Annotated in this window: 19 protein-coding genes; 6 read left to right on the forward strand and 13 right to left on the reverse strand. The window is 49.0% G+C overall.

Annotation, left to right across the window (positions count from 1 at the left end; translation table 11 throughout):
- Positions 1–24: 24 nt before the first annotated feature.
- The 3 genes from ACYUJT_RS09390 to ACYUJT_RS09400 all read right to left on the reverse strand — a co-directional run bounded on the left by ACYUJT_RS09390 (position 25) and on the right by ACYUJT_RS09400 (position 3,012).
- The gene (locus ACYUJT_RS09390) at positions 25–1,077 is read right to left on the reverse strand and encodes an RDD family protein (protein WP_460320948.1); all 1,053 of its coding nucleotides are present in this window, start codon (positions 1,075–1,077) and stop codon (positions 25–27) included.
- A 96-nt stretch (positions 1,078–1,173) separates the two neighbouring features.
- Positions 1,174–1,383: a Spo0E family sporulation regulatory protein-aspartic acid phosphatase gene (locus ACYUJT_RS09395; protein WP_460320950.1), complete on the reverse strand. Its 210-nt coding sequence runs from the start codon at positions 1,381–1,383 to the stop codon at positions 1,174–1,176.
- 252 nt (positions 1,384–1,635) lie between these two features.
- Complete coding sequence (locus ACYUJT_RS09400) at positions 1,636–3,012, reverse strand: helix-turn-helix domain-containing protein (RefSeq protein WP_460320952.1); 1,377 nt, start codon at positions 3,010–3,012, stop codon at positions 1,636–1,638.
- A 223-nt stretch (positions 3,013–3,235) separates the two neighbouring features.
- Here ACYUJT_RS09400 and ACYUJT_RS09405 point away from each other — a divergent pair, with 223 nt between their 5' ends.
- Positions 3,236–3,448: a helix-turn-helix transcriptional regulator gene (locus ACYUJT_RS09405; protein WP_460320954.1), complete on the forward strand. Its 213-nt coding sequence runs from the start codon at positions 3,236–3,238 to the stop codon at positions 3,446–3,448.
- A 56-nt stretch (positions 3,449–3,504) separates the two neighbouring features.
- Here ACYUJT_RS09405 and ACYUJT_RS09410 read toward each other — a convergent pair whose 3' ends face one another.
- Complete coding sequence (locus tag ACYUJT_RS09410) at positions 3,505–3,954, reverse strand: SRPBCC family protein (protein WP_460320956.1); 450 nt, start codon at positions 3,952–3,954, stop codon at positions 3,505–3,507.
- Between the two features lie 147 nt (positions 3,955–4,101).
- Here ACYUJT_RS09410 and ACYUJT_RS09415 point away from each other — a divergent pair, with 147 nt between their 5' ends.
- The gene (locus ACYUJT_RS09415; protein WP_460320958.1) at positions 4,102–4,896 is read left to right on the forward strand and encodes a DUF6597 domain-containing transcriptional factor; all 795 of its coding nucleotides are present in this window, start codon (positions 4,102–4,104) and stop codon (positions 4,894–4,896) included.
- Here the strand turns inward: ACYUJT_RS09415 and ACYUJT_RS09420 are convergent.
- From ACYUJT_RS09420 to ACYUJT_RS09430, 3 genes are all read right to left on the reverse strand, one after another.
- Positions 4,893–5,069 (reverse strand): hypothetical protein, encoded by a 177-nt coding sequence (locus ACYUJT_RS09420; protein WP_460320961.1) that lies wholly within the window; start codon positions 5,067–5,069, stop codon positions 4,893–4,895. The two genes, ACYUJT_RS09415 and ACYUJT_RS09420, sit on opposite strands and share 4 nt — an antisense overlap.
- A 152-nt stretch (positions 5,070–5,221) precedes the next feature.
- Entirely contained in the window at positions 5,222–6,340 is a 1,119-nt protein-coding gene (gene ald / locus ACYUJT_RS09425; RefSeq protein ID WP_460320964.1) for an alanine dehydrogenase, read from the reverse strand.
- A gap of 167 nt (positions 6,341–6,507) precedes the next feature.
- Positions 6,508–7,377: a LysR family transcriptional regulator gene (locus tag ACYUJT_RS09430; RefSeq protein ID WP_460320966.1), complete on the reverse strand. Its 870-nt coding sequence runs from the start codon at positions 7,375–7,377 to the stop codon at positions 6,508–6,510.
- A gap of 144 nt (positions 7,378–7,521) precedes the next feature.
- Between ACYUJT_RS09430 and ACYUJT_RS09435 the strand changes: the two genes are divergently transcribed.
- Positions 7,522–8,535, forward strand: coding sequence for a DMT family transporter (locus ACYUJT_RS09435; protein ID WP_460320968.1), 1,014 nt, complete (start codon positions 7,522–7,524; stop codon positions 8,533–8,535).
- Between the two features lie 73 nt (positions 8,536–8,608).
- Here the strand turns inward: ACYUJT_RS09435 and ACYUJT_RS09440 are convergent, their stop codons facing one another.
- The gene (locus ACYUJT_RS09440; protein WP_460320970.1) at positions 8,609–9,955 is read right to left on the reverse strand and encodes a sodium-dependent transporter; all 1,347 of its coding nucleotides are present in this window, start codon (positions 9,953–9,955) and stop codon (positions 8,609–8,611) included.
- A 236-nt stretch (positions 9,956–10,191) separates the two neighbouring features.
- On the opposite strand from ACYUJT_RS09440, the gene ACYUJT_RS09445 reads away from it, so the two are divergent.
- From ACYUJT_RS09445 to ACYUJT_RS09455, 3 genes are read left to right on the forward strand one after another with little or no spacing between them, the layout of a single operon-like run.
- Entirely contained in the window at positions 10,192–11,898 is a 1,707-nt protein-coding gene (locus ACYUJT_RS09445; protein ID WP_460320972.1) for a molecular chaperone HscC, read from the forward strand.
- The gene (locus ACYUJT_RS09450) at positions 11,895–14,018 is read left to right on the forward strand and encodes a tetratricopeptide repeat protein (RefSeq protein WP_460320974.1); all 2,124 of its coding nucleotides are present in this window, start codon (positions 11,895–11,897) and stop codon (positions 14,016–14,018) included. The genes ACYUJT_RS09445 and ACYUJT_RS09450 overlap by 4 nt, the downstream gene beginning before the upstream one ends.
- 19 nt (positions 14,019–14,037) lie before the next feature.
- Positions 14,038–14,679, forward strand: a complete 642-nt coding sequence (locus ACYUJT_RS09455) for a DUF1266 domain-containing protein (RefSeq protein ID WP_460320976.1) — start codon at positions 14,038–14,040, stop codon at positions 14,677–14,679.
- Between the two features lie 75 nt (positions 14,680–14,754).
- Here the strand turns inward: ACYUJT_RS09455 and ACYUJT_RS09460 are convergent, their stop codons facing one another.
- From ACYUJT_RS09460 to ACYUJT_RS09480, 5 genes are all read right to left on the reverse strand, one after another.
- On the reverse strand, positions 14,755–15,984 hold the full coding sequence (locus ACYUJT_RS09460; RefSeq protein WP_460320979.1) for a CynX/NimT family MFS transporter: 1,230 nt from the start codon (positions 15,982–15,984) through the stop codon (positions 14,755–14,757).
- 140 nt (positions 15,985–16,124) lie between these two features.
- Positions 16,125–17,105: a carbohydrate kinase family protein gene (locus ACYUJT_RS09465; protein ID WP_460320981.1), complete on the reverse strand. Its 981-nt coding sequence runs from the start codon at positions 17,103–17,105 to the stop codon at positions 16,125–16,127.
- 27 nt (positions 17,106–17,132) lie between these two features.
- On the reverse strand, positions 17,133–18,614 hold the full coding sequence (locus ACYUJT_RS09470) for a glycoside hydrolase family 32 protein (protein WP_460320983.1): 1,482 nt from the start codon (positions 18,612–18,614) through the stop codon (positions 17,133–17,135).
- 21 nt (positions 18,615–18,635) lie between these two features.
- A complete protein-coding gene (locus ACYUJT_RS09475) occupies positions 18,636–19,466 on the reverse strand; it encodes a carbohydrate ABC transporter permease (RefSeq protein ID WP_460320985.1) in 831 nt (276 codons plus the stop codon).
- Entirely contained in the window at positions 19,466–20,350 is an 885-nt protein-coding gene (locus ACYUJT_RS09480; protein ID WP_460320987.1) for a carbohydrate ABC transporter permease, read from the reverse strand. The genes ACYUJT_RS09475 and ACYUJT_RS09480 overlap by 1 nt, the downstream gene beginning before the upstream one ends.
- Positions 20,351–20,370 lie beyond the last annotated feature (20 nt).

Consider the following 20,370-nt stretch of genomic DNA (forward strand, 5'->3'; position numbering starts at 1 on the left):
CCAACCTCAGGTTAAACGACGGAACTAAGTAGTGAAATTGTTAAAAGTTCTGATCACAGAATGCAGCTCCTGCTGATATTCCTTATATTTTGCGGCATCCGTCCATACTGTGATCCAATGATAATACTGCTTCGTCTCAATCGTGGTCACAATATATGCAACCTTTACCCCGTTCACTTCCTGTTCAACGGCAAACTGATAAGCTGGATATCCGTTAATTACAGTAGCCCGCGGCTTATATATTGGCGAATGGGCAAGGCCTGAAGCAAAACTTTGCTCGGCGTATTTCTGATATTGCTCCAGCGTACAGTCACCCTTGAAGCGCTTCTTAGACTCAGAGAAAAGGGCTAAATATTTATTGGAGAACCGGTTGGAAATCGAAATCTCCGCCTCATTGTCCAGATTAGGATCGAAGAGCCAGTCGGGGCTCGTCGTAATTTTGAACTTTCCATTATGACTGATATGTATTTTCTCATTGCTGTAGTTTGCTTCTTTTTTAAACCCGTTCCCTTCCGAAAGCGGATTGAACCGGACGATCATCGGGAGCACCGCCGCCAGCACAATCGGTGCTGCCGCAAAGGTGATGGCAATAACCTCCTTGCTGCGGTTCATGGCATATGCGGGCAAATCCCCCGCCTTGACCACATAGGTCCGCGCTGCCACATCCCCAAGCCGTTGTCCCCGTTCCGTCATAACAATACCTAGAGCAGCGGGCAGACCGCCAAGCAGCAGCGGATTACAGTCAAGCACGCGGAGCACGCTGCGGATGAACGCTTTTGACAGCCCCGGTGGCTCCCCGTATCGGTCGACCACGCGGATGCGCATAACGCGTTTGCCGATCGTACAGCCCGTCAAGCCTTCAAGCAGTACATAGTAAGACAATATCAGAACGATAACACCCAGTTGTACAATAAAAGTATGCGTGTGCTGCATCATAAATAGCTGATCTATATTCATCGCCGAACGAACCAGTGCGGCGAACAGTATATAATCGATTAGGGTTGCCCCTGCGCGCCTCAGCAACATCGATACAGGCCGATAGGGCGGCACTGGCAATTCTTCAAGACCCTGCTTCAAGGATATCGACACTCCCTATTTCCTTTTCCGTATATTCCCATTTCAGAACATTCAAAGTATATGCCATCCTATCATTTTGTGCAAATTTGTTCGCGATCATGGAACGACCTGTATATCTTGTTCACAATTCGCCTTCACACGATTTCGGTATGTTATTCTATTATATTTATTAATAAGTTCATCCAATAGTATGGATTGCTCTAGTACCTTAGGATGCTGCAATCCTCCATACAGTAATTCTAAGCGATGCAACTTTTGCCTTGCCTCTTCAATTCTTTTTTTAAGAATTATTACAGGTTGCGCCATAATCCACACCTCCTACTGTAATATTCTAGAAGGTTATGTCGTATTTTACAGATTGATCATCAACACATAGTTTTATTTATTTAAAAACAAAAAAGGTAAGCCCTAAAATTGGGATTACCTTCTACATGCTATTTGAGTTACAACGACAAAGCATTGCTCTTAAATTTTTTTGATTGTTAACTTCCAATGCCGTTATCTAAAGCAGTAATACTACTACTAACTGGTGGATTTAATGCAACATTTGCAACAACACTAAGACTGACTAGTAACATCAATGAAACTATTAACCTTCTCATTATGATTTGCCTCCTTGACCATCTTTTCATATGTTAGTCTCTGCTCATTTGTACAAAACCTTTTATGCTTCTCATATAATGAAATGCAATCCAATATTCGACCTGTATTATTTACTTTAATCGAAATTTGAAGACTACGAAGAATATTATCAATCCCGTCTTCTTCCATCCCATTTAATTGGTATAGTGCTAGCTGATAGTAAAAGTTAATATACCGGTTCGTATAATTCGCTTCGTGGTAATAATTATTCTTATGTGCCCTAATTAACCCAAGTAATTGATCAAGTACTTTATCAATCCGAACATGATATTTATTAGCAGCCATAAGTATAATAACAGAGCTTGGAAGAACTTCATGAGGATACTTTGTTAGAAATGTAAGATAATCTTTTAAACCCTCAAAATTACCCATTAGTAAATTTATATTATGTAAATTAGCCTCAGCGAACAATTTAAATTTTTCAACTTCCTTTACCCCCTCATCATCTAAGCCCTCAAACCAGCTAAGGTCAGCATAACCATAAATAAATTCTTTTGCTTCTTCGTAGCGGCCCTGGTGTTCTAAAGCGGAGCTTTTTATTAGATAGCCTTGACCATAATAAACTACCAAATGACGTTCAGTTTTAAATGTCTGCTCTTCTTTTAACTCCCTATCAGAATACACGAATTGAGCAAGAGCAAGAAGTTCATCAGCAATATACTCCATTTTAGCCCAGTCCTGCAACGTAAAAGCTATGTTAGCCAATAGCAATAACGCATCAAGTCGTAAGTTTAAAGGTATTCTATCTTTATACGGCTCAAATTTTATAGCTGCTCGAAGATTTATTGTTGTATCTGATCCTAGTGACAATTGAAACAACCTATACTGACTAATTGCCAATCGCTCTGCATGCTGATATTTTTCAGTCTCAACGACACAGGAGTAAAGAATCGCGGCGGCCTCTTTCCAGCCATTCTCATACATGATCTCCGCTGTAATAAATAAATTAGGTATTTGCTTCAAGTCATCCAGTAAATAGGATAATATTTTTTGAATACAACCATACTTCTTTAACTCTGCACACCGAAGTAAAAATGGCCGCAACCGTCGCCAATTAAGTGAATGATGTACAAAGAAATCATCAACGAACAAATCATATAGGGTACCTTCTTCAAGACCCATACCTGCTGTTAAGCGATCCAATTGTTCCATAGAAATCGGGCGGTTACCGTTTACAATGCGGCTTAATGTACCAACATTGATTCCCGATTGTTCAGAAAAATACTGTAACGTATAACCATTTCTTTTCAGATAATTATCCAATTCAATTTGAATTGTGGTTGTAGCTTTCATATCAAACCCACCTATCAAATCATTAAAATACAAAATTAAGGAAAATTAACCTCTTATATGTAATAATAAGTTTAAATTTTACAATGGTCAATTGTTTAAACGAATTTTATTTCGTGAAATATACTACGTCAATTATAATACATGTTTTAATTTACGTGATATATTTTTCCTTTCTTAGGTATCATAAATTTTACAAAGTGATACTAATTAAGGAGCCAATGAATTGAAGCTTAGAGATGCTAGAGAAGCAGCCGGTTACACTCAAGAATCATTGGTGTACAAAATCAATGAAAGCATGAGTTGTACGTTGCGGAATTATCAAAATATTGAATATGGAGTAGGTATTCCTTCCGTAACGCTGGCGTTGCTGATTTGCAGTATACTCCATATTGATGCTAAAGATATAGATGAGTGGAAATTGAAATCAAAAAACTAAGGGCGCCCCTCAAGGGACGCCCTTCTCTCTTCATCATTATGCCGCTTTAGGCCAAACTACCAGCCAAAATCAAGTGTGTTTCCTGTTTCCACATAGGTTTTAATGCTGCTCAAAATCATCCACCAGCTCTGTTCTGCCTTCTGGAAACTAGGATGGTTCGGAGTAAACTGGTCATTGACCAAAGTCAGCTTCGTGCATTTGCCCACAGCGTCAAGCGTAAAGGTAAACCGCGATTCCAACTCAGCATGATTGTCATAATAGGCGGGACCAGGATGCTCTCTGCAGCTGAATACTTTATGCGGTTCGAAGGCCAGCACCTCCCCGTATAGATGGACTGTCTCCTCCCCCTCAGCTCCAGGCCCTACGTAAGCGAAAGAAGCCCCCTCTTCGAAGGTAGAACGCAGAGTGCAATCAAAAAAGGCAGCCTTGGTTCCTCCCGGCTGAATCAGCGCATCCCACACTTTCCCCGGCTCGGCGTTGATATAAAACTCGTATTTCAATTCCAATGTAAATCACTCCTTTTTAGCTTGTTGCGCCACGGCTAACGTTATTATAATCATGGTAGACAACCAGGTATTGTAAAAACGCGACACAGCAACCCAAATGTCAGGAGTGATACGATGCAGCAGGTTTCTAAACCGCCAAGGCCCAGTATGGGAGTATTAAATCTGCCAGAAGGAGAGAAGAAGTTCCAGCTGACACGCCATGCCCCGGCAGAAGCGCTTCGCTACTTCGTGAAGCATTACTGGATCATTGAATGGGACTTGAGCGGACAACCCTCCTACCAGCAGGATGTGCTCCCCAATCCATGCGTCAATATGGTGGTAGAGCATCGGAAGACCGCGATCTTCGGCGTCTCTACAGTGAAATACTCCCATCTGCTCGAAGGGAAAGGCAAGGTGCTCGGGGTTAAATTCAAGCCGGGCGGATTCTACCCCTTTATGAAGAGCCCTGTGTCCAAACTGAGCGGAGGAGGCATGAGCACGCTGGATATTCTCGGAATTGCCCCGCGGCAATTGGAGGACAGCCTCCTCCAGCTTCCAGGCACCGCTGACATGATTGGCGCCATGGACGCCTTATTGCTGGAGCGTCTGCCACAGCAGGATCCTAATGTTACGCTGCTTAACGATCTGATCGATCACATTAACCATCATCGCGAACTTACGGCGGTGAAGCAGCTTTCCGAGCACGCGCAAATGAGCATCCGCACACTGCAGCGATTGTTCAACCAATACGTGGGCGTACATCCGAAATGGGTCATTCAATTGTATCGTCTGCAAAATGCCGCCGAGCTGCTTGATTACGGCTATGCCTCGCCGCTCCCCGAGCTTGCTGCCGAGCTGGGTTATTTCGACCAATCTCATTTCATCCGGGACTTCAAGGCGATCATCGGCAGCACGCCTGAGGAATATATCCGGCGACGACGCCAAAACCGGGAATCCCTCTAATTCGATTTGCGCGTCAGCAGCGCGCCGATCCCCATAATCAGTCCGAGCCCCGTCGCACACAGCAAGCTGATTAGCGAATCATTTGATTTTGTCGCCAAATAAATCATGCCGTTTAAAAGAAATGAAGCGACGCAAATATAAAAAATCCACTTCAAGACCTGATGCTTCCTCATAATAATACGCTCCTCCCCTCATCACTCATCCGTATTTATTTGAGGCTGCCGCTGCCGTATAAACAACAAACACCCCTCTTATGAAACCATCATAGAGAGGGGTGTTCTCATTTTCCTTACGCATATCTTACATAAATCTTAAGTTGTGCAGTCTACGCATTCAGTAAGCTGTATACGTCTGTATAAGACAGATTCTGCGCGTCGGCTACAGCCTTGTAGGTCACGTGGCCGCTTAGGACGTTAATGCCCTTTGCCAATGCGGTGTTGTCCAGAGCTGCTTGTGCATATCCCTTGTTGGCAATTTGCAAGCCATACGGCGTGGTCACATTCGTCAATGCCAATGTCGAGGTGCGTGCTACCGCCCCAGGCATGTTCGCCACAGCATAGTGGATTACCCCATGCTTGACGTAAGTCGGTTGATCATGCGTCGTAATCCGGTCGATCGTCTCAATGGAACCGCCTTGATCTACGGCCACATCGACAATAACGGAGCCCGGAGACATCGTCTTCACCATCTCTTCGCTAACGAGCCTTGGCGTACGCGCTCCCGGAATCAGAACGGCTCCGATCAGAAGATCGGCCTGCTTGACAGCGTCGGCAATGCTGAACGGATTGGAAACGAGCGTCTTGACCCGGCCCTGGAACAAATCATCCAACTGGCGCAACCGGTCGAGATTCAAGTCGATAATGCGCACGTCGGCCCCAAGGCCAAGCGCGACTTTGGCCGCGTTAACGCCGACCATGCCTCCGCCGATAATCGTTACCCTGCCGGGCTCCACGCCAGGCACACCGCTGAGCAGAACGCCTTTGCCGCCATTGGATTTCTCCAGGAAATGAGAGCCGATCTGTATCGCCATCCGTCCCGCAACCTCGCTCATCGGCGACAGGAGCGGCAATGCGCCCGTCTCTAGCTGAATCGTCTCGTAAGCGATAGCGGTCACGCCGCGGTCGGTAAGCTCCTTGGTTAGCGAAGGCTCGGGAGCCAGGTGGAGGTAAGCAAACAAAATGAGGCCTTCACGGAGGTACTGAAACTCCTCGGCTACCGGCTCCTTCACTTTGACGATCATCTCTGCCGACCAGGCATCGGCTGCCGTGGGCACGATTTTAGCGCCTGCGGCCCCATAATCCTCATCCGTGAATCCGACGCTAAGTCCTGCCCCGCTCTCGATCCATACCTGATGCCCAGCCTGGACGTAGGACAATACCGAAGCAGGCGTCATGCCAACGCGATGCTCATTGTTTTTAATCTCTTTAGGCACCCCTACAATCATATATACACCATCCTTTATTTTTATATCAGCAAGCGCCGAATGTATAATTACTAAATTATAATGCATAATTACTGACTTTACCTAATTAAAGTTCACAAATGCTCCAAAAGCATCAAAATCCATGTATTTTATATGCACAAAAATCCGCTGCCGAGTTCCATGGCCTATCAAACCATCGGCAGCGCGTTTCCCACTTTAATAATTTCATCGATAAAAGCCTGGATCGAGCTCGTGATGTGAGAGTCCTTCCGGCGAATAAAAACTGTGGTAACCTCACGATAAGGGTCCGGCACCCGATGGCAGTGGAGCGTTCCCTGCGCAACCACGTATCCGACTGTGGATTCCGGTACGATCGTCAGTCCGATGCCGGCGGCCACGCTGCCGATAATCGTGTCGAACGTGCCGAATTCCATGATTTTCTTCGGAACGATGCCCTCTTCCCTAAGCCAGCTCTCCAATCTTTCGCGGTAGCTGCAGCCTTTATTGTATAGCAGGAGAGGTTTAGCGGTAATATCGTCGATTGAAAACTTCGTTCCCTTAGAGACGATCACCAGCTCCTCCTGGAACACCTCGTACTGCTCAATCAGCGGATGCTGGATAGGGCCTGTCACAAACGCGCCGTCCAGCTTGAAGTCAATCACTTCCTGAAGCAGCTGCTCGGTGACGCCCGCCTTCAGAGACAGATCAACGTTGGGGTAATTTTGCAAATAAGAGGATAACAGCTCCGGCAGCGCGATTACCGTCTCCACGATGCCGATCTCTAGTATGCCGGACGGTGTGGCCGAGCCCTGAAATACTTTCCTCATCTCATCGAATTTAGCTAGAATATCATTCGCATACTCCAGCAGCCGCTTCCCTTCCGTATTAAGAATCATTCCCCGGTTATGCCGGTAAAATAGTTCGGTATGCAGCTCACGCTCCAGCAGCTTGATTCTGGCCGTGACATTAGACTGCACATAACTTAGCTCCTGTGCGGCTTTGCTGATGCTGCCGTGAAGCGCAACACACTGGAATATCCGCAAGTCATTCAAGTCCATTCCCGTTCTCCTCCATCTGACTCCCTATTTAGATATCATTATAAATGATGGATAAATTGATTTACAATCATTTTACTGCTGTCTGTGATTAATTTATCATTTGTAATAAATACTAGTCCGGAAATGGTTAAGGAGAACGATGAAATGAATAAGAAGCAAGTCATCATGGGATCGGCCCTATGTCTTATCGCAAGTATGTCCTGGGGAGCGATGTTCCCCGTCGCGCATGTCGCTTTGCAGAAAATTGATCCATTCTATTTCTCTTTTATCCGTTATGGCGTCGTTGCCGTCATTCTCACAGCCATTCTGTGGATGAAGGAGGGAAAAGCAGCTTTTCGCCTGGAGGGAAAGGGGAAGGCTCTCCTCTTTTACGGCATAATGGCTTTTGTCGTATATAATATGCTCGTCTTCACGGGGCAGCATCTAATGGGGGATACCGGCACGATCACCGCCTCATTAATCGAAGTACTCATGCCGATGATTTCAGTCCTATTCGTCTGGATTACCGCGAAGGAGAAACCGCCCGGGTATACAATCGTCAGTATGCTCCTATGTCTAGCAGGTGCCGTGCTCGTTATTACCAACGGCAAACTTGCCTTCTTTGCGGCAGCTGGCAAATCGCTGTTCCCGCTGCTGCTTATTCTGCTCGGGGTTACAGGATGGGTGCTGTATTCGATGGGAGGAAGCCGCTTTAAGGAATGGTCGGTTCTACGGTACTCAACCTTGACCTGTATCTTGGGCAGCTTGGTATCGCTGGTTATCGTATTCTTCGCTACGCTGTCAGGCTTGCTGCCTGCTCCTTCCATGCAGACACTGGACGCCGTTAAATGGGAAATGGCCTTTATGATCCTGCTGCCGGGCATCGTGGCTCTCTTAAGCTGGAACGCAGGATTGAAGATGCTGACGCCGCTGAACGGAATTCTGTATATCAACTTCGTTCCGGTTACCACCTTGGTCATTATGGCCTTCCAGGGGTATCATGTTTCGATGTTCGAAATCTGCGGTACACTGCTTGTCATTTTTGCCATCGTGCGCAACAATCTGGTTCAGCGCAAAGGTCAGAAGGAACGCAGGCAACCCGCAGAGCCGAAGGCAACCACCCGAGCTGTCGCGAGTCGGCCCGGCCGCCAGAAAGACTCCAACCTAAACGCTCTCTAATTGTAAACCTCTCAAATTAAAAAAAGGCTCTCCCGAAACCAAGAATGAATGGTTTGCAGGGAGAGCTTCTTTCTTATTTAAACTTGATAATGCCCGAAGTATGCAGCAGCACTAGGAATACAAGAATCGGCGCGATGTAGCGCAGCATGAACAGCCACACCCGGAACCAGCCAGCACGCAGGCCGGAAGCTTCCGCCGCCCCCTTCCAGAAGTACCCTGCGAAGATCGTAATCGCCAGCCCGCCGATCGGCAGCATGATGTTGGATGTTATGAAATCCACCCAATCAAAGAAGGCTTTCCCGCCAAACGTAAGCTCAGGAACCATGCCCAGAGACAACGAAGAAGGCACCCCAAGCAGGAAGAGTAGCAGGATAAGAATCCAGACCGACCGTTTGCGGCTCCAGCCGAAGCGCTCCATCGTATATGATACAGGAACCTCCAGCAGGGATACTGCCGACGTCAAGGCAGCGATGGCCAGCAGGACGAAGAACAATCCCCCGAAGAACGCTCCAAACGGCATAGCCGAGAACGCAGCCGGCAACGCAATAAATACGAGCGACGGCCCCTGATCCGGAGCGATCCCAAACGAGAAGGTCGTCGGGAAAATGATCAGCCCGGCAATGAACGCGTAGATCAAATCGCCCGCTCCGATAGCCAGCGTCGCTGAGCCAAGGGACTGCTCCTTCCGCACATAGGAACCATACGTCAACAGTATACCCATCCCGAGCGACAAAGAGAAGAATGCATGGCCCAGCGCCACCAATGCCGATTCCGCGGTCAATTGGGAGAAATCCGGTTTGAGGAAGAAGGATACCCCAGCCTCAGCTCCCGGAAGGGTCACTGCCCGAATCATTAGGACGATCAACAGAACAACGAGACTCGGGATCAGGATTTTATTGAATTTCTCAATCCCCCCGGAAATCCCGAGAATAACAACGCCGCCTGTGATCAGCAGAGCAACGAATTGCCAGAAGAGCGGCATATAACCGGATACGAAATGGGAGAATTGCCCGGCAAAATCCGTATCGCTGAACAAATTCCCGCTAAAAGCCGTCACCGCATAGTGCAGCGTCCAGCCTGCAACGATGATGTAGAACGACAAAATCATAAAGGGAGCGATGACCTGCAGAATACCCAGGCCCTTCCATCCAGGCTTCCCGCCGACCCTTACGAAGGCCGTTGCAGCGCTGCCCCGGCCGCTGCGGCCGATCGCCAGCTCAGCTAGAAGCACTGGCAGCCCTATAATCAACAAACAGATAATAAAGAGCAGGAAAAATGCAGCCCCGCCGTTTTCACCGGTAATGTAAGGGAATTTCCACATGTTCCCCAGGCCCACGGAGCTCCCGATCGCGGCCATTATAAACCCGGTAGAAGAAAATCGGTCTTTCTTCCGTTCGTTATTATTACTTTGAACACTCATCATATCGACTCCATCTATCTATAATTTCCAGATCATTATATATCATTATTTCGCTTTGGTCATATAATATATTTCTCCAATTTATATACTGAATCTGAATACTACCACATTTAAGGTGCCGGGGACATGATCCCAACGGCACAATTCTTCTATCAGCAAATTATGAAATTTATGATAAAATCTGTCGATATATACCTATAGATTAATACATATTATTAAAGAAAGAGGTTTCCTAAATGACAATGATTGGGATCGATTTAGGAACCACCCATAGTCTGGTGGCCTATTGGACGGAAGAAGGTCCAAAAATAATACCGAATGTTTACGGAGAGCATCTGACTCCCTCCGTCGTCGGGGTAGACGATAACGGCGAGATCCTAATCGGACAAATCGCCAAAGAACGGCTAATGACACACCCTGATCTGACTGCCTCGACTTTTAAACGCTATATGGGCACAGAGAAGCTGTACCGGCTGGGCAAGTATACCTTTAGCCCGGAAGAGCTCTCTTCGTTTGTCATCAAATCGCTCAAGGCCGATGCCGAAGCTTTCTTTGGCGAAGAGGTGACCGAGGCCGTCATCAGCGTGCCGGCATACTTCAACGACACCCAGCGAAAAGCGACGAAGCGCGCCGCTGAATTCGCAGGCTTGAAGGTAGAGCGACTGATCAGCGAACCAACGGCGGCGGCGATTGCCTATGGCTTGCACCAGGAAGAATCGGAGACCAAATTCCTGGTCTTTGACCTTGGGGGCGGCACCTTTGACGTGTCGATCCTCGAATTTTTTGAGGGCGTCATGGAGGTCAAGTCCATTGCGGGAGACAACTATTTAGGCGGCGAGGATTTCACAGAACTGCTCGTCTCTTATTTCGTGCAAAAGCAGGGCCTCGACTATACCTCCCTGGATCTCAAAGCCCGTTCCGCGCTGTTCAAGCAGGCGGAGATGTGCAAGCGGGCGCTTGGCCAAGATCCGACCGGAACAATGACCTTTACCATTGAGGATGCGACCTATGAAACCACCCTCGATCGCAACGAATACGAGAAAATCGCCGCCCAGCTCATGCTGCGTCTGCGCCACCCTATCGAACGCGCGCTGCGGGATGCAGCTCTTTCGCCACGGGATATGGATGCTGTCATTCTGATCGGGGGCGCGACCCGAATGCCTGTCATCAAGTCGATCGTGTCGAAAATGTTCGGGCGTCTGCCTTTTGCCGGCGTGAATCCCGATGAGACCGTTGCCCTTGGAGCGGCCATCCAGGTCGCACTCAAGGAGCGAAACGAGAGCCTGAAGGAAGTAGTGTTGACGGACGTATGCCCATATACGCTTGGGATCGAGACCTCCAAACGAATGGGCGGGAACAATCAATTCGAGCATGGTCATTTCTCGCCGATTATTGAGCGAAATACGCCTATCCCGGTTAGTAAAGTGGAATCCTACTGCACCCTTTATGATCAGCAAAAAATCATTGCCGTAGATATCTACCAAGGAGAAAGCCGTCTAGTCTCCAATAACATCAAGCTGGGAGAGCTGGAAGTCGATGTCCCGCCCGATAAGGCCGGGGAGCAATCCATTGACGTACGTTTTACATACGATATTAACGGAATTTTAGAGGTTGAGGTAACGACACAGAGCACCGGAATGAAGAAAACAATGATCATCGAGAAGAACCCGGGGGTTCTTACGCCGGAGGATATCGCCAGACGATTGGATGAATTGAAGGGGATTAAAATCCATCCGCGCGAGCGCAGCGAAAACCGGCTGCTGCTCGCCAGGGGCGAACGTCTGTATGAAGAGGCGCTTGGCGAGAAAAGAGAAGAAATTGCTTTTCTACTCCTGGAGTTCGAGAGGGTGCTTACTTCCCAGAATGAACAAGAGGTCAAGAAAGCTGCTGCGAAGCTCAGAAAGCAGCTTGATCATCTGGAGAAGTGGAGTGACTACTTTTGAGCATCTGGGGAATTCTCGGCATTGAGCAAACCTATGACACTACCATCATTCGACGAGCCTATGCCAAGCAGTTGAAGATTCATCACCCTGAAGATGACCCCGAAGGCTACCAGCGGCTAAGGGAGGCCTATGACCGGGCCATGAAGCTGGCGAAACAGCATCAGCAGGAACAGATTCTATATGAAGAAGATGACGATGATGATGAGGAATTGGAGCAGAATGCGGATTCCTTCTCTTTTGAAGGGCCGATTTTCAGTGAGATTCCCCATAATTCAGAGGAAGAAGACCATCCCGATGACACAAAGGAAGAGGATCCTTCAGAAAGCATTGAAGAGTTGGATGTGGAGCCCCTCCGCATTCCACGCCTTCCAAAGTGGGATACCCTTGGCCGCGACGAGCAGCCTGAAGAGCATAACGAAGATAACTATTGGGATGACGATGATGAGGATCCTGATGAGGATCTTGATGCCGACCATGATTTTGATTTTGATGAAGAATACGAGGAGCCTGCCTATCCGGTAGATGAATTCATGGCGGATGTTCATGCATTATATTCGGACTTCACCGCCCGAATGGACACCCATCGCTGGCTGGAGCTCCTTGGCTCGGATGTGCTGTGGAACATCGATTACCAGCGGGCGGTTGCCGAGAGAATGCTCGATTATTGCGAGCAAAATTACTTTTTGCCAAGAGATGTCTGGAGAATCCTTGAAGAGCACTTCCGCTGGCGCGAACGAAGCATGGAGGATGAGGATTTTGCCGAGGATTATCATAAAATAGATACTTATGCCATCATGGACTTTCCCGGACTCCATATGGATTACTCGGCCATCCTGCAAGCGCAGGACATGGCGGACGAGCGCCGTGAGGACTTTCTCCGTTATCGTGAGGCCGTCGCCATTGCGCTTATCGAAGACGACAGACGCACCGCCCATGTTAATCTCATCAAGGCACTGGATATTTTTAAGGACGATAAAGATTTGCTCCGGCTGCAAACCGAATTCTATCGCCGAACCGGAAATGGCGAGGAAGCCCTTGCTTCCTGCAACGATTATATGCGGCTCGCCCCTGCGAATAGTGAAGCGCTCCTGATGAGAGCCCGTTTGCTGTTCGGCATGAATAGATTTTCCGAGGCGTTAGAAGATGTGCATCAGGTTCTGGACCAAACTCCGGAGCATGCCGAGGCCCTCGCCTTGGCAGGACAATGTCAAATGAGACTGGGGAACATGGATCAGGCTAAAACAAACTTCAACCAGGTGCTGGCGATTGACGGGGAAGATATCGAGGCCGTTCTTGGACTAGCCGAAGTTCACCGCCATACCGAGAGTACCTTTAATCATCTGAAAGGCTCTGCCCGTAAGCAAGCGCGATGGGAAATCAACATGGAGCTGGGTCGGCTGCCATTGCTTAGCCGATTGAAAAGAGCCGCGGTTCTGCTTTTTTCCCGGAGATGGCATGTCTTGACCATCATTGTTATTCTTCATCTCATCATTAACCAGTCCATCGTCAAGCATACCGGGCAATCTGCCTGGGCTTATGTGCAATCGATGTTCGTTCCTCCGCAGATCATCACCGTTCATGATGCCGCTGCCATGGATAGTCTCCCGGTTGGGACGCATTACGTGCGAATAAAGCTAACGAACGCCTTATATACGGGTATTTTGGAAATCGAGGACAAGGATGCCAAGGGCTCCTCCTCATATCGGTACCTACACGCGGAAGAAGCGAGGGAGCTCGGGCTAATGGATCGGCTAAGCGGGTATGTCTGCATCGGATATTCGGGTAATGCTTCCGTGATGATGATCGGAAGTTACAAGCAAGCTATGGAAGTATTCAATGGAAAAACCGTGGAAATCTCGGGTGAAATGAGGATATCTCATCCGCAGGAGCTCGAGCAGAAGATGGATCAATTAATACAGTTAAACCGAATGTCGGACAATTATTTGAGCGACCACCCTCTATCCGATTATTATATCGTCGCAGACGATATGATCAGGACAACCGCTCCGGCAGACAAGCTGCCGTCAACAGTCATGTTCCCGACGGTCCTCCTGATCCTGTTCTACATTCCGTTCATCCAGGAGGCACGGAGACAATGGAGATACATGCGCTACAACTGATTACAGGGGGTTTGGGCCAATGAACATGGATAAGCCAGAGGAACGCAAAGCCTGGATGCCTTACGTGAACGCCGTAATCTCCCTTTGCGCCATCGGCCAGGAGGTCGGCTACTTCGTCATGAACCCGAAGATGCATTATCGCATGTGGGGGCGCATGCGCGGCTTCCTGAAACAGCAGGATATTCACGATAAAGAAAAGCTCGCCGCCACAATCGAGTGGTTCCTTGAGACGGGCCGCCGCAGCGAATATTACCGCGATTACTGCCAGCTTTCGACACTGTCCGCCAACGAGCGCAGCCGATATATCGAGCTTTTGACGGACGAGCGAAGAAAACGCCAGTTCATGGTCGTCAACCGTTATTTATGGAGCCTCTCCACCGCAGGGATCGGAGCGTACGACTACTCATGGACGATGTTGAATTGCTTTGCCGGCAAAGAGGCAGGCTATTTATCGGAAAATGAAATGTGGGATTATATCGGTCAAGTCATTTCTTCGATTAAGGCAGATTTCTCGGACTGGGAAACCTATGTTACCAGCTATGCCGCTGGCCAGCAGTATTTCCCGCAGGAAAGTTCCTTAAACTTTGTGAGCAGGAACCGTAAAATTATTATGCAGATGATGAACAGCAACCAAAATCCAATGCATCAACTAAAACTGTAATTACTGCCATCGTACAACCTCAATCCATATTAAAGAGCGTCCCCATCGACATAGGGACGCTCTTATGCGCTAAAATCAAGATTCACCCACGGGCGGCCGTCCAATGAGCCGATTCCGTCCGGAAGCTACGCCGAATATAAGTACAAGTACGGCTACCCCCATCAGGAAAAACATTGGCCACCGCCATCCTTGGGTTGCATCATGTAAGTAGCCCACGAATGTTGGACCTATTGCAGCCAGCAGGTATCCGACCGATTGGGCCATTCCGGATAATTCAGCCGCGTCGTAAGCATTGCTCGTTCTAAGGCCGAATAGCATCATCGCCAGGCTAAAGGAACTCCCTAAGCTAATGCCAATCATGATTACCCAGAGCATCGTCAACCGGTCGCTGCCGTACAAAATTCCGCCCATGCCTATAAAGAAAAAAGATACCGTTATGATCATCAAGCCGACCTGGCTCTTCATGCGCCCTGCGACAATCGGCATAATGAAGGTAATCGGCAGCACGGACAACTGCATGAACGAGAGCGTCCAGCCCGCCGAATCGGCTGACATGCCTTGGCTTTTCAAGATATCTGGCAGCCAGGTCACCACGACGTAGAATAACAAGGATTGTAATCCCATATATAAAGTGACGTACCAGGCCAGTGCGGATTTCCACACGTTGGTTGGCTTGTCCCGCTGCCTTGAAATATGCGCCTGCTGGCGCTCGCGCCGCAGCTGGGGTGCCCAGAACACGGAAGCGATCAAGGCCAGCACGGCCCAAATCGCCAGCGCACCCTTCCACCCCAAGCCGGCTCCTTCGGCAACAGGTACGCTGACCCCGGATGCGATCGCGCCTGACAGATTCATGGAAACCGAATATAGGCCGATCATAAGCCCGGTGCGCAGTGGAAATTTCTCTTTGATCAGACTGGGCATAAGAACGTTGCAGACGGATATAGCCAGCCCGAGAATTACCGTTCCAATCAGAAGCGTCCCGATGCCCCACGACGATCTTATGAGGATGCCAACGCCAAGCAGTATAACAGAAATGAAGAGAACGAGCGGCATGCCGTAACGCCGAGCCAGCTTTGGAGCTATAGGTGATAACAGTGCAAAGCCGATCAGCGGCAGCGTAGTGATCAATCCGGCCAGCGTGTTGGATATGCTTAGGTCGGTACGGATGGTCTCAACTAGGGGACCTATAGAGGTGATAGGAGCTCGCAAATTTGTGGCGATAAAAATAATGCCCAAAACCAGCAGCCATACTCGGGAATCAGAGTCCAGATGGTTGCGGGAATGAGTTTCTATGGATTTTTTCATTACGTTATGTCCTCCATCTTGGTGCATCTGCTGTTCATGGATGCATTCAATAACGGATTATTATACTACACTTAGGGGACCTTGTCTGTCTATCGACGTTTAAAGACCCTGCCGGATTGGTCAGGGTCTTCATGGTCTAGTTAGTTTTCTGCGCTTGATAGGAACGTTTCGACATCCTGCAAAGACGGCAGCGCATCGATCGCTCCAGGGCGGCTCGCCGTAAGGGCCGCAGCAGCATTAGCGAACCTTAGCACGTCCTCGGTCTGTTCATGGCTCAGCTGCTCCAGCTGCGTCAAAAGCTGCGGTACCGACTGCAGTTGATACAGCACACCTCCGATGAAGGAATCGCCGGCTCCGGTCGTATCCGCGACTTCCACACGATTACCGGGCACGGACACCTCCAGGCCGTTGCGCGAGAACCATGTTGCACCCGCAGCACCGCGCGTATAGATGACATGCTGCACATCTCCGACGAACAGCGAGGCAATCGCCTCCTTCTCATCCTCATGTCCAGTGATGAAGGATAGCTCCTCGTCGCTGATCTTAACGATATGGCTTAGCGAAAGAAATTCATGGATGGCCCGGCGGCATGACTCCGCATCAGACCACAGAGGCAGCCTGACATTGGGGTCAAAGCTGATGACTGTGCCCGCTTGCCTTGCCAGTTCAATCGCTTTTCGATGCGCATACTTCACCGGAGCCTCAATTAAATCCACGGAACAAAAGTGCAGAAGGTCTCCAGCCGCGAACCAGCCGCTGCCAATCTCCTCCTCATTCAGCAGCATATCGGCGCTTGGATTGCGATAGAAGGAGAAGTCCCGATCCCCGTCCTCCTTGAGGCTGACGAATGCCAGCGCAGTGTTTGCTTCGCTCGTGCGCAGCACGCGAGATACATCCACGCCGCTAGCCGCCAGCTTCTCGACGAGAAAGTCGCCGAAGGCGTCCGCTCCCAGCTTGCCGATGAACGCCGAATGGCCGCCAAGCTTGGCTACCGCGCACGCCACATTTGCCGGCGCTCCGCCAGCCGCCTTCGAGAAGCTCTCCACTTGCTTCAACTCTACTCCCTTCCTGTCAGGAATGAAGTCGATTAAAGCTTCCCCGATCGTATACACTGTCGCCATTTGCAAGTGCCTCCTTAATGTCATGCTCTAAACCGGATTAATATCCCACTTGCGGAGCATGTTTACTCTGCTCTCTCCTGTCGAGAACAGCTTAATGCCCTGGGAATCGGCGCCTGGATAAATCCGTGCCGTCATTACTACTTCCCCATCCCCAGCAAATACCTCCACCGAGGATTTATCCACGAAAATCCGCAGAGATAGCTTGCCCTCCTGAAGAGGTACAGCCGCTTTACGCTGGCCGCCAGGTCCAATGCCTGCCCGCTCCCGATCGAGCAGCAGCATTCCGTCTTCCTTATGATAAGCTATGACCGTCTCTTCTTGGCCTGCCGCATCCGTCCGGAGCTTAAGACCAAATTCCTCGGCGTTTCCTGCGTCGAACTCGACTTGCAGCTCATAGCTGTCGCCGGATATTCCTAATTGCTGCTCCCCGTTCAATCCAATATTCTCCACCTCATACGCATTGCTGCGCATCGTCTCGATCTCTTCCACCGGACTGAACAAGATCCGGTCGCCATCCAGCACTGCAACGCGCGGCAAGCTCATCGCGCCAGCCCAATGATGGCCTTGCTGAGTCGGCATGTCCTGCTCCCACATATCCATCCAGCCAATCACAATACGTCTTCCCCGGTCATCGACCGTAGACTGGGATGCATAGAAGTCGAAACCATGGTCGACCTGGGCATAACACTCGAACGTGAACGTCCCAGCCGCGGAGTCGAATTCACCCACCATATACATATTGGAATGAAGATTGTTGTATTGCTCGCCCTGCGCCGGCATGCGCTGCGGAGACATCATTAGAATAGCCTTGTCCCCAAGCAGAAACAAATCTGGGCATTCCCAGTTGTCGCCAAAGGTGCCATCGCTTTTGGCTAATATGTTAACATACGACCAGCCCAGCAAATCATCCGAACGATATAGCAGTACGAGCCCATTGCCCTGCGCATCATTCGAGCCTAGAACCATATAGTACTGGTTATTGTACTCCATCACCTTAGGATCACGGAAGTCCTTAAGACTAACCCCTTCCGGAATTTGATCACGGCCAATGATGGGATTTCCCTCATATTTCTGAAAATGTACCCCATCCTCCGAGATCGCCAGTGCCTGAACCTGCTCATAGTCCTGATCCTGGTTCGGACCGGTCACTACATGACCCGTATACAAGAGCGCAAGCTTTCCGTCCTTGACAATCGCGCTGCCCGAGAAGCAGCCATCACGGTCATATTCTTGATCCGGCGCTAATGCCACGGGATGATACTTCCAGTGCACAAGATCCCGGCTGACGGCATGGCCCCAATGCATCGGTCCCCATACCGGTTTATAGGGATAATGCTGATAGAACAAGTGATATTCCCCATTATAATGAATAAATCCGTTCGGATCATTCATCCAGCCGAATTCCGCCATAAGGTGGTAGTTCAATCGGTAATCTTCCTTCAGCAGATGCTTCGAATCCCTGATGAACTCGTTAGCGCGATCCAACGAATACGTCCTCTGAGTAGTCATAGTTCCTCCCATACAAATCCTTTATTTAATAGAGCCCTGCATAACCCCTTGAATGATATATCTCTGAGCGAATAGATAAACGAGCATTACCGGTAATATAGTAAGCACCAATCCGGCCATCAACGGCCCGTAATCCACGGAATACGTCCCGTAGAAGCTGAACGTCGACAGCGGGAGCGTCCGATTATGCGGAGATACGAGAATAAGGGACGGCAGAAGAAAGTCATTCCAGATCCACAACACGTTCAAGATTGAAATCGTCGCGGTTGTCGGCGCCAGCACCGGGAATACGATCCGAAAAAATGTTTGCGTGCGCGTGCAGCCATCGATCAAAGCCGCTTCCTCCAGCTCTGCGGGTACGCCCTTTACGAATCCATGATAGATGAACACCGCCAGCGGGCTGCCAAATCCTAAGTACATGTAGATGAGAGCCCACTTGTTGTCCAGCATGTTTAGCGTTCCATAAATTTTGACCAGTGGAATCATAATCGCCTGGAAAGGAATAATCATCGCAGCAACCATCATCATAAAGGTATACTGATTAAATTTAGTCTGATTGCGCACGAAGTAATGCGCTGTCATTGCCGCAAAAAGCGAAATTAACGCGACGCCTAGAATAGTTACGGTCAGTGAGTTCATGAACGAAGCAGTATAATTCATTTTCTCAAATGCGTTGCGATAGTTCGTCCAATCCAAGTTCTGCGGCAGGGACAGCGGATTTGAAGTAATCGCCGTATTGGCCTTGAACGAATTTATAAGCAAGAAGACAAAGGGGAAGATGAACAGCGCCAGCACCAATGTCAATCCGAGAGTCTTAATCCATACCGACGTCGAACTGCGAGCGGTTTCCATTATGCCTCCACCTCCAGCTTCTTCCCAAAGTACACCTGAAGCAGTGTAATGACTGCGACAAGGAGGAAAAGGACTAATGCTTCCGCTTGCCCCAAACCATAATCACGGGATAGGAACGCTTTTTCATAGACATGCATCGACACCATCTCCGTGCTTTTGAAAGGGCCGCCCTTCGTTAGGGACAGGTTCACGTCATAGACCATAAAACCGCGCTGCAGCGTTAAAAATACACAAACGATAAACGAAGGAACCATCAGCGGCAAAGTCATCGTCCGCAGCTTCGTCCAACCGTTAGCACCATCGATGCTCGCTGCCTCCAATATATCGTTAGGTACACTCATGAGTCCAGCGATATAAATCACCATCATATATCCGGCGTACTGCCAAATCGTCACAATGATGAGAGCCCAGAAGGCCTTCTGCGGATCAGCCAGCCAGCTTGTGCTGAATAGCGGAATCCCCGCCTTCTCTCCCGCGTATACCAGAACATTCGAAAATATAAACTGCCAGATCAGGCCGAGCACGATGCCGCCAACCAGATTCGGTATAAAGAATCCGGCCCGGAATATATTCTGGCCTTTCAAACCCCTCGTCAGACCGAAGGCGAGAGAGAAGGCAACGGCGTTGACCAAAATGACAGTAAACAGTACATATTTCAACGTTAATCCGAAAGACTTCCAGAAGACCTTGTCTTGAAACACTTTTCCATAGTTTTCGAACCCTACCAGCGCATGCGTCGTCGCAATGCCGTCCCAATTTGTGAATGTCAGATAAATACCGTATATAAATGGAACGATCATTACGGTAAGAAAAGCGAATAAGGTCGGACCGGTAAACAGCAATCTCGTCCGAAGCCGTGGCCACCATTCCTTTTCTTTGATCATAACGATTCCTCTTTTCCTCT

The organism is Paenibacillus sp. YSY-4.3, from assembly GCF_054767475.1.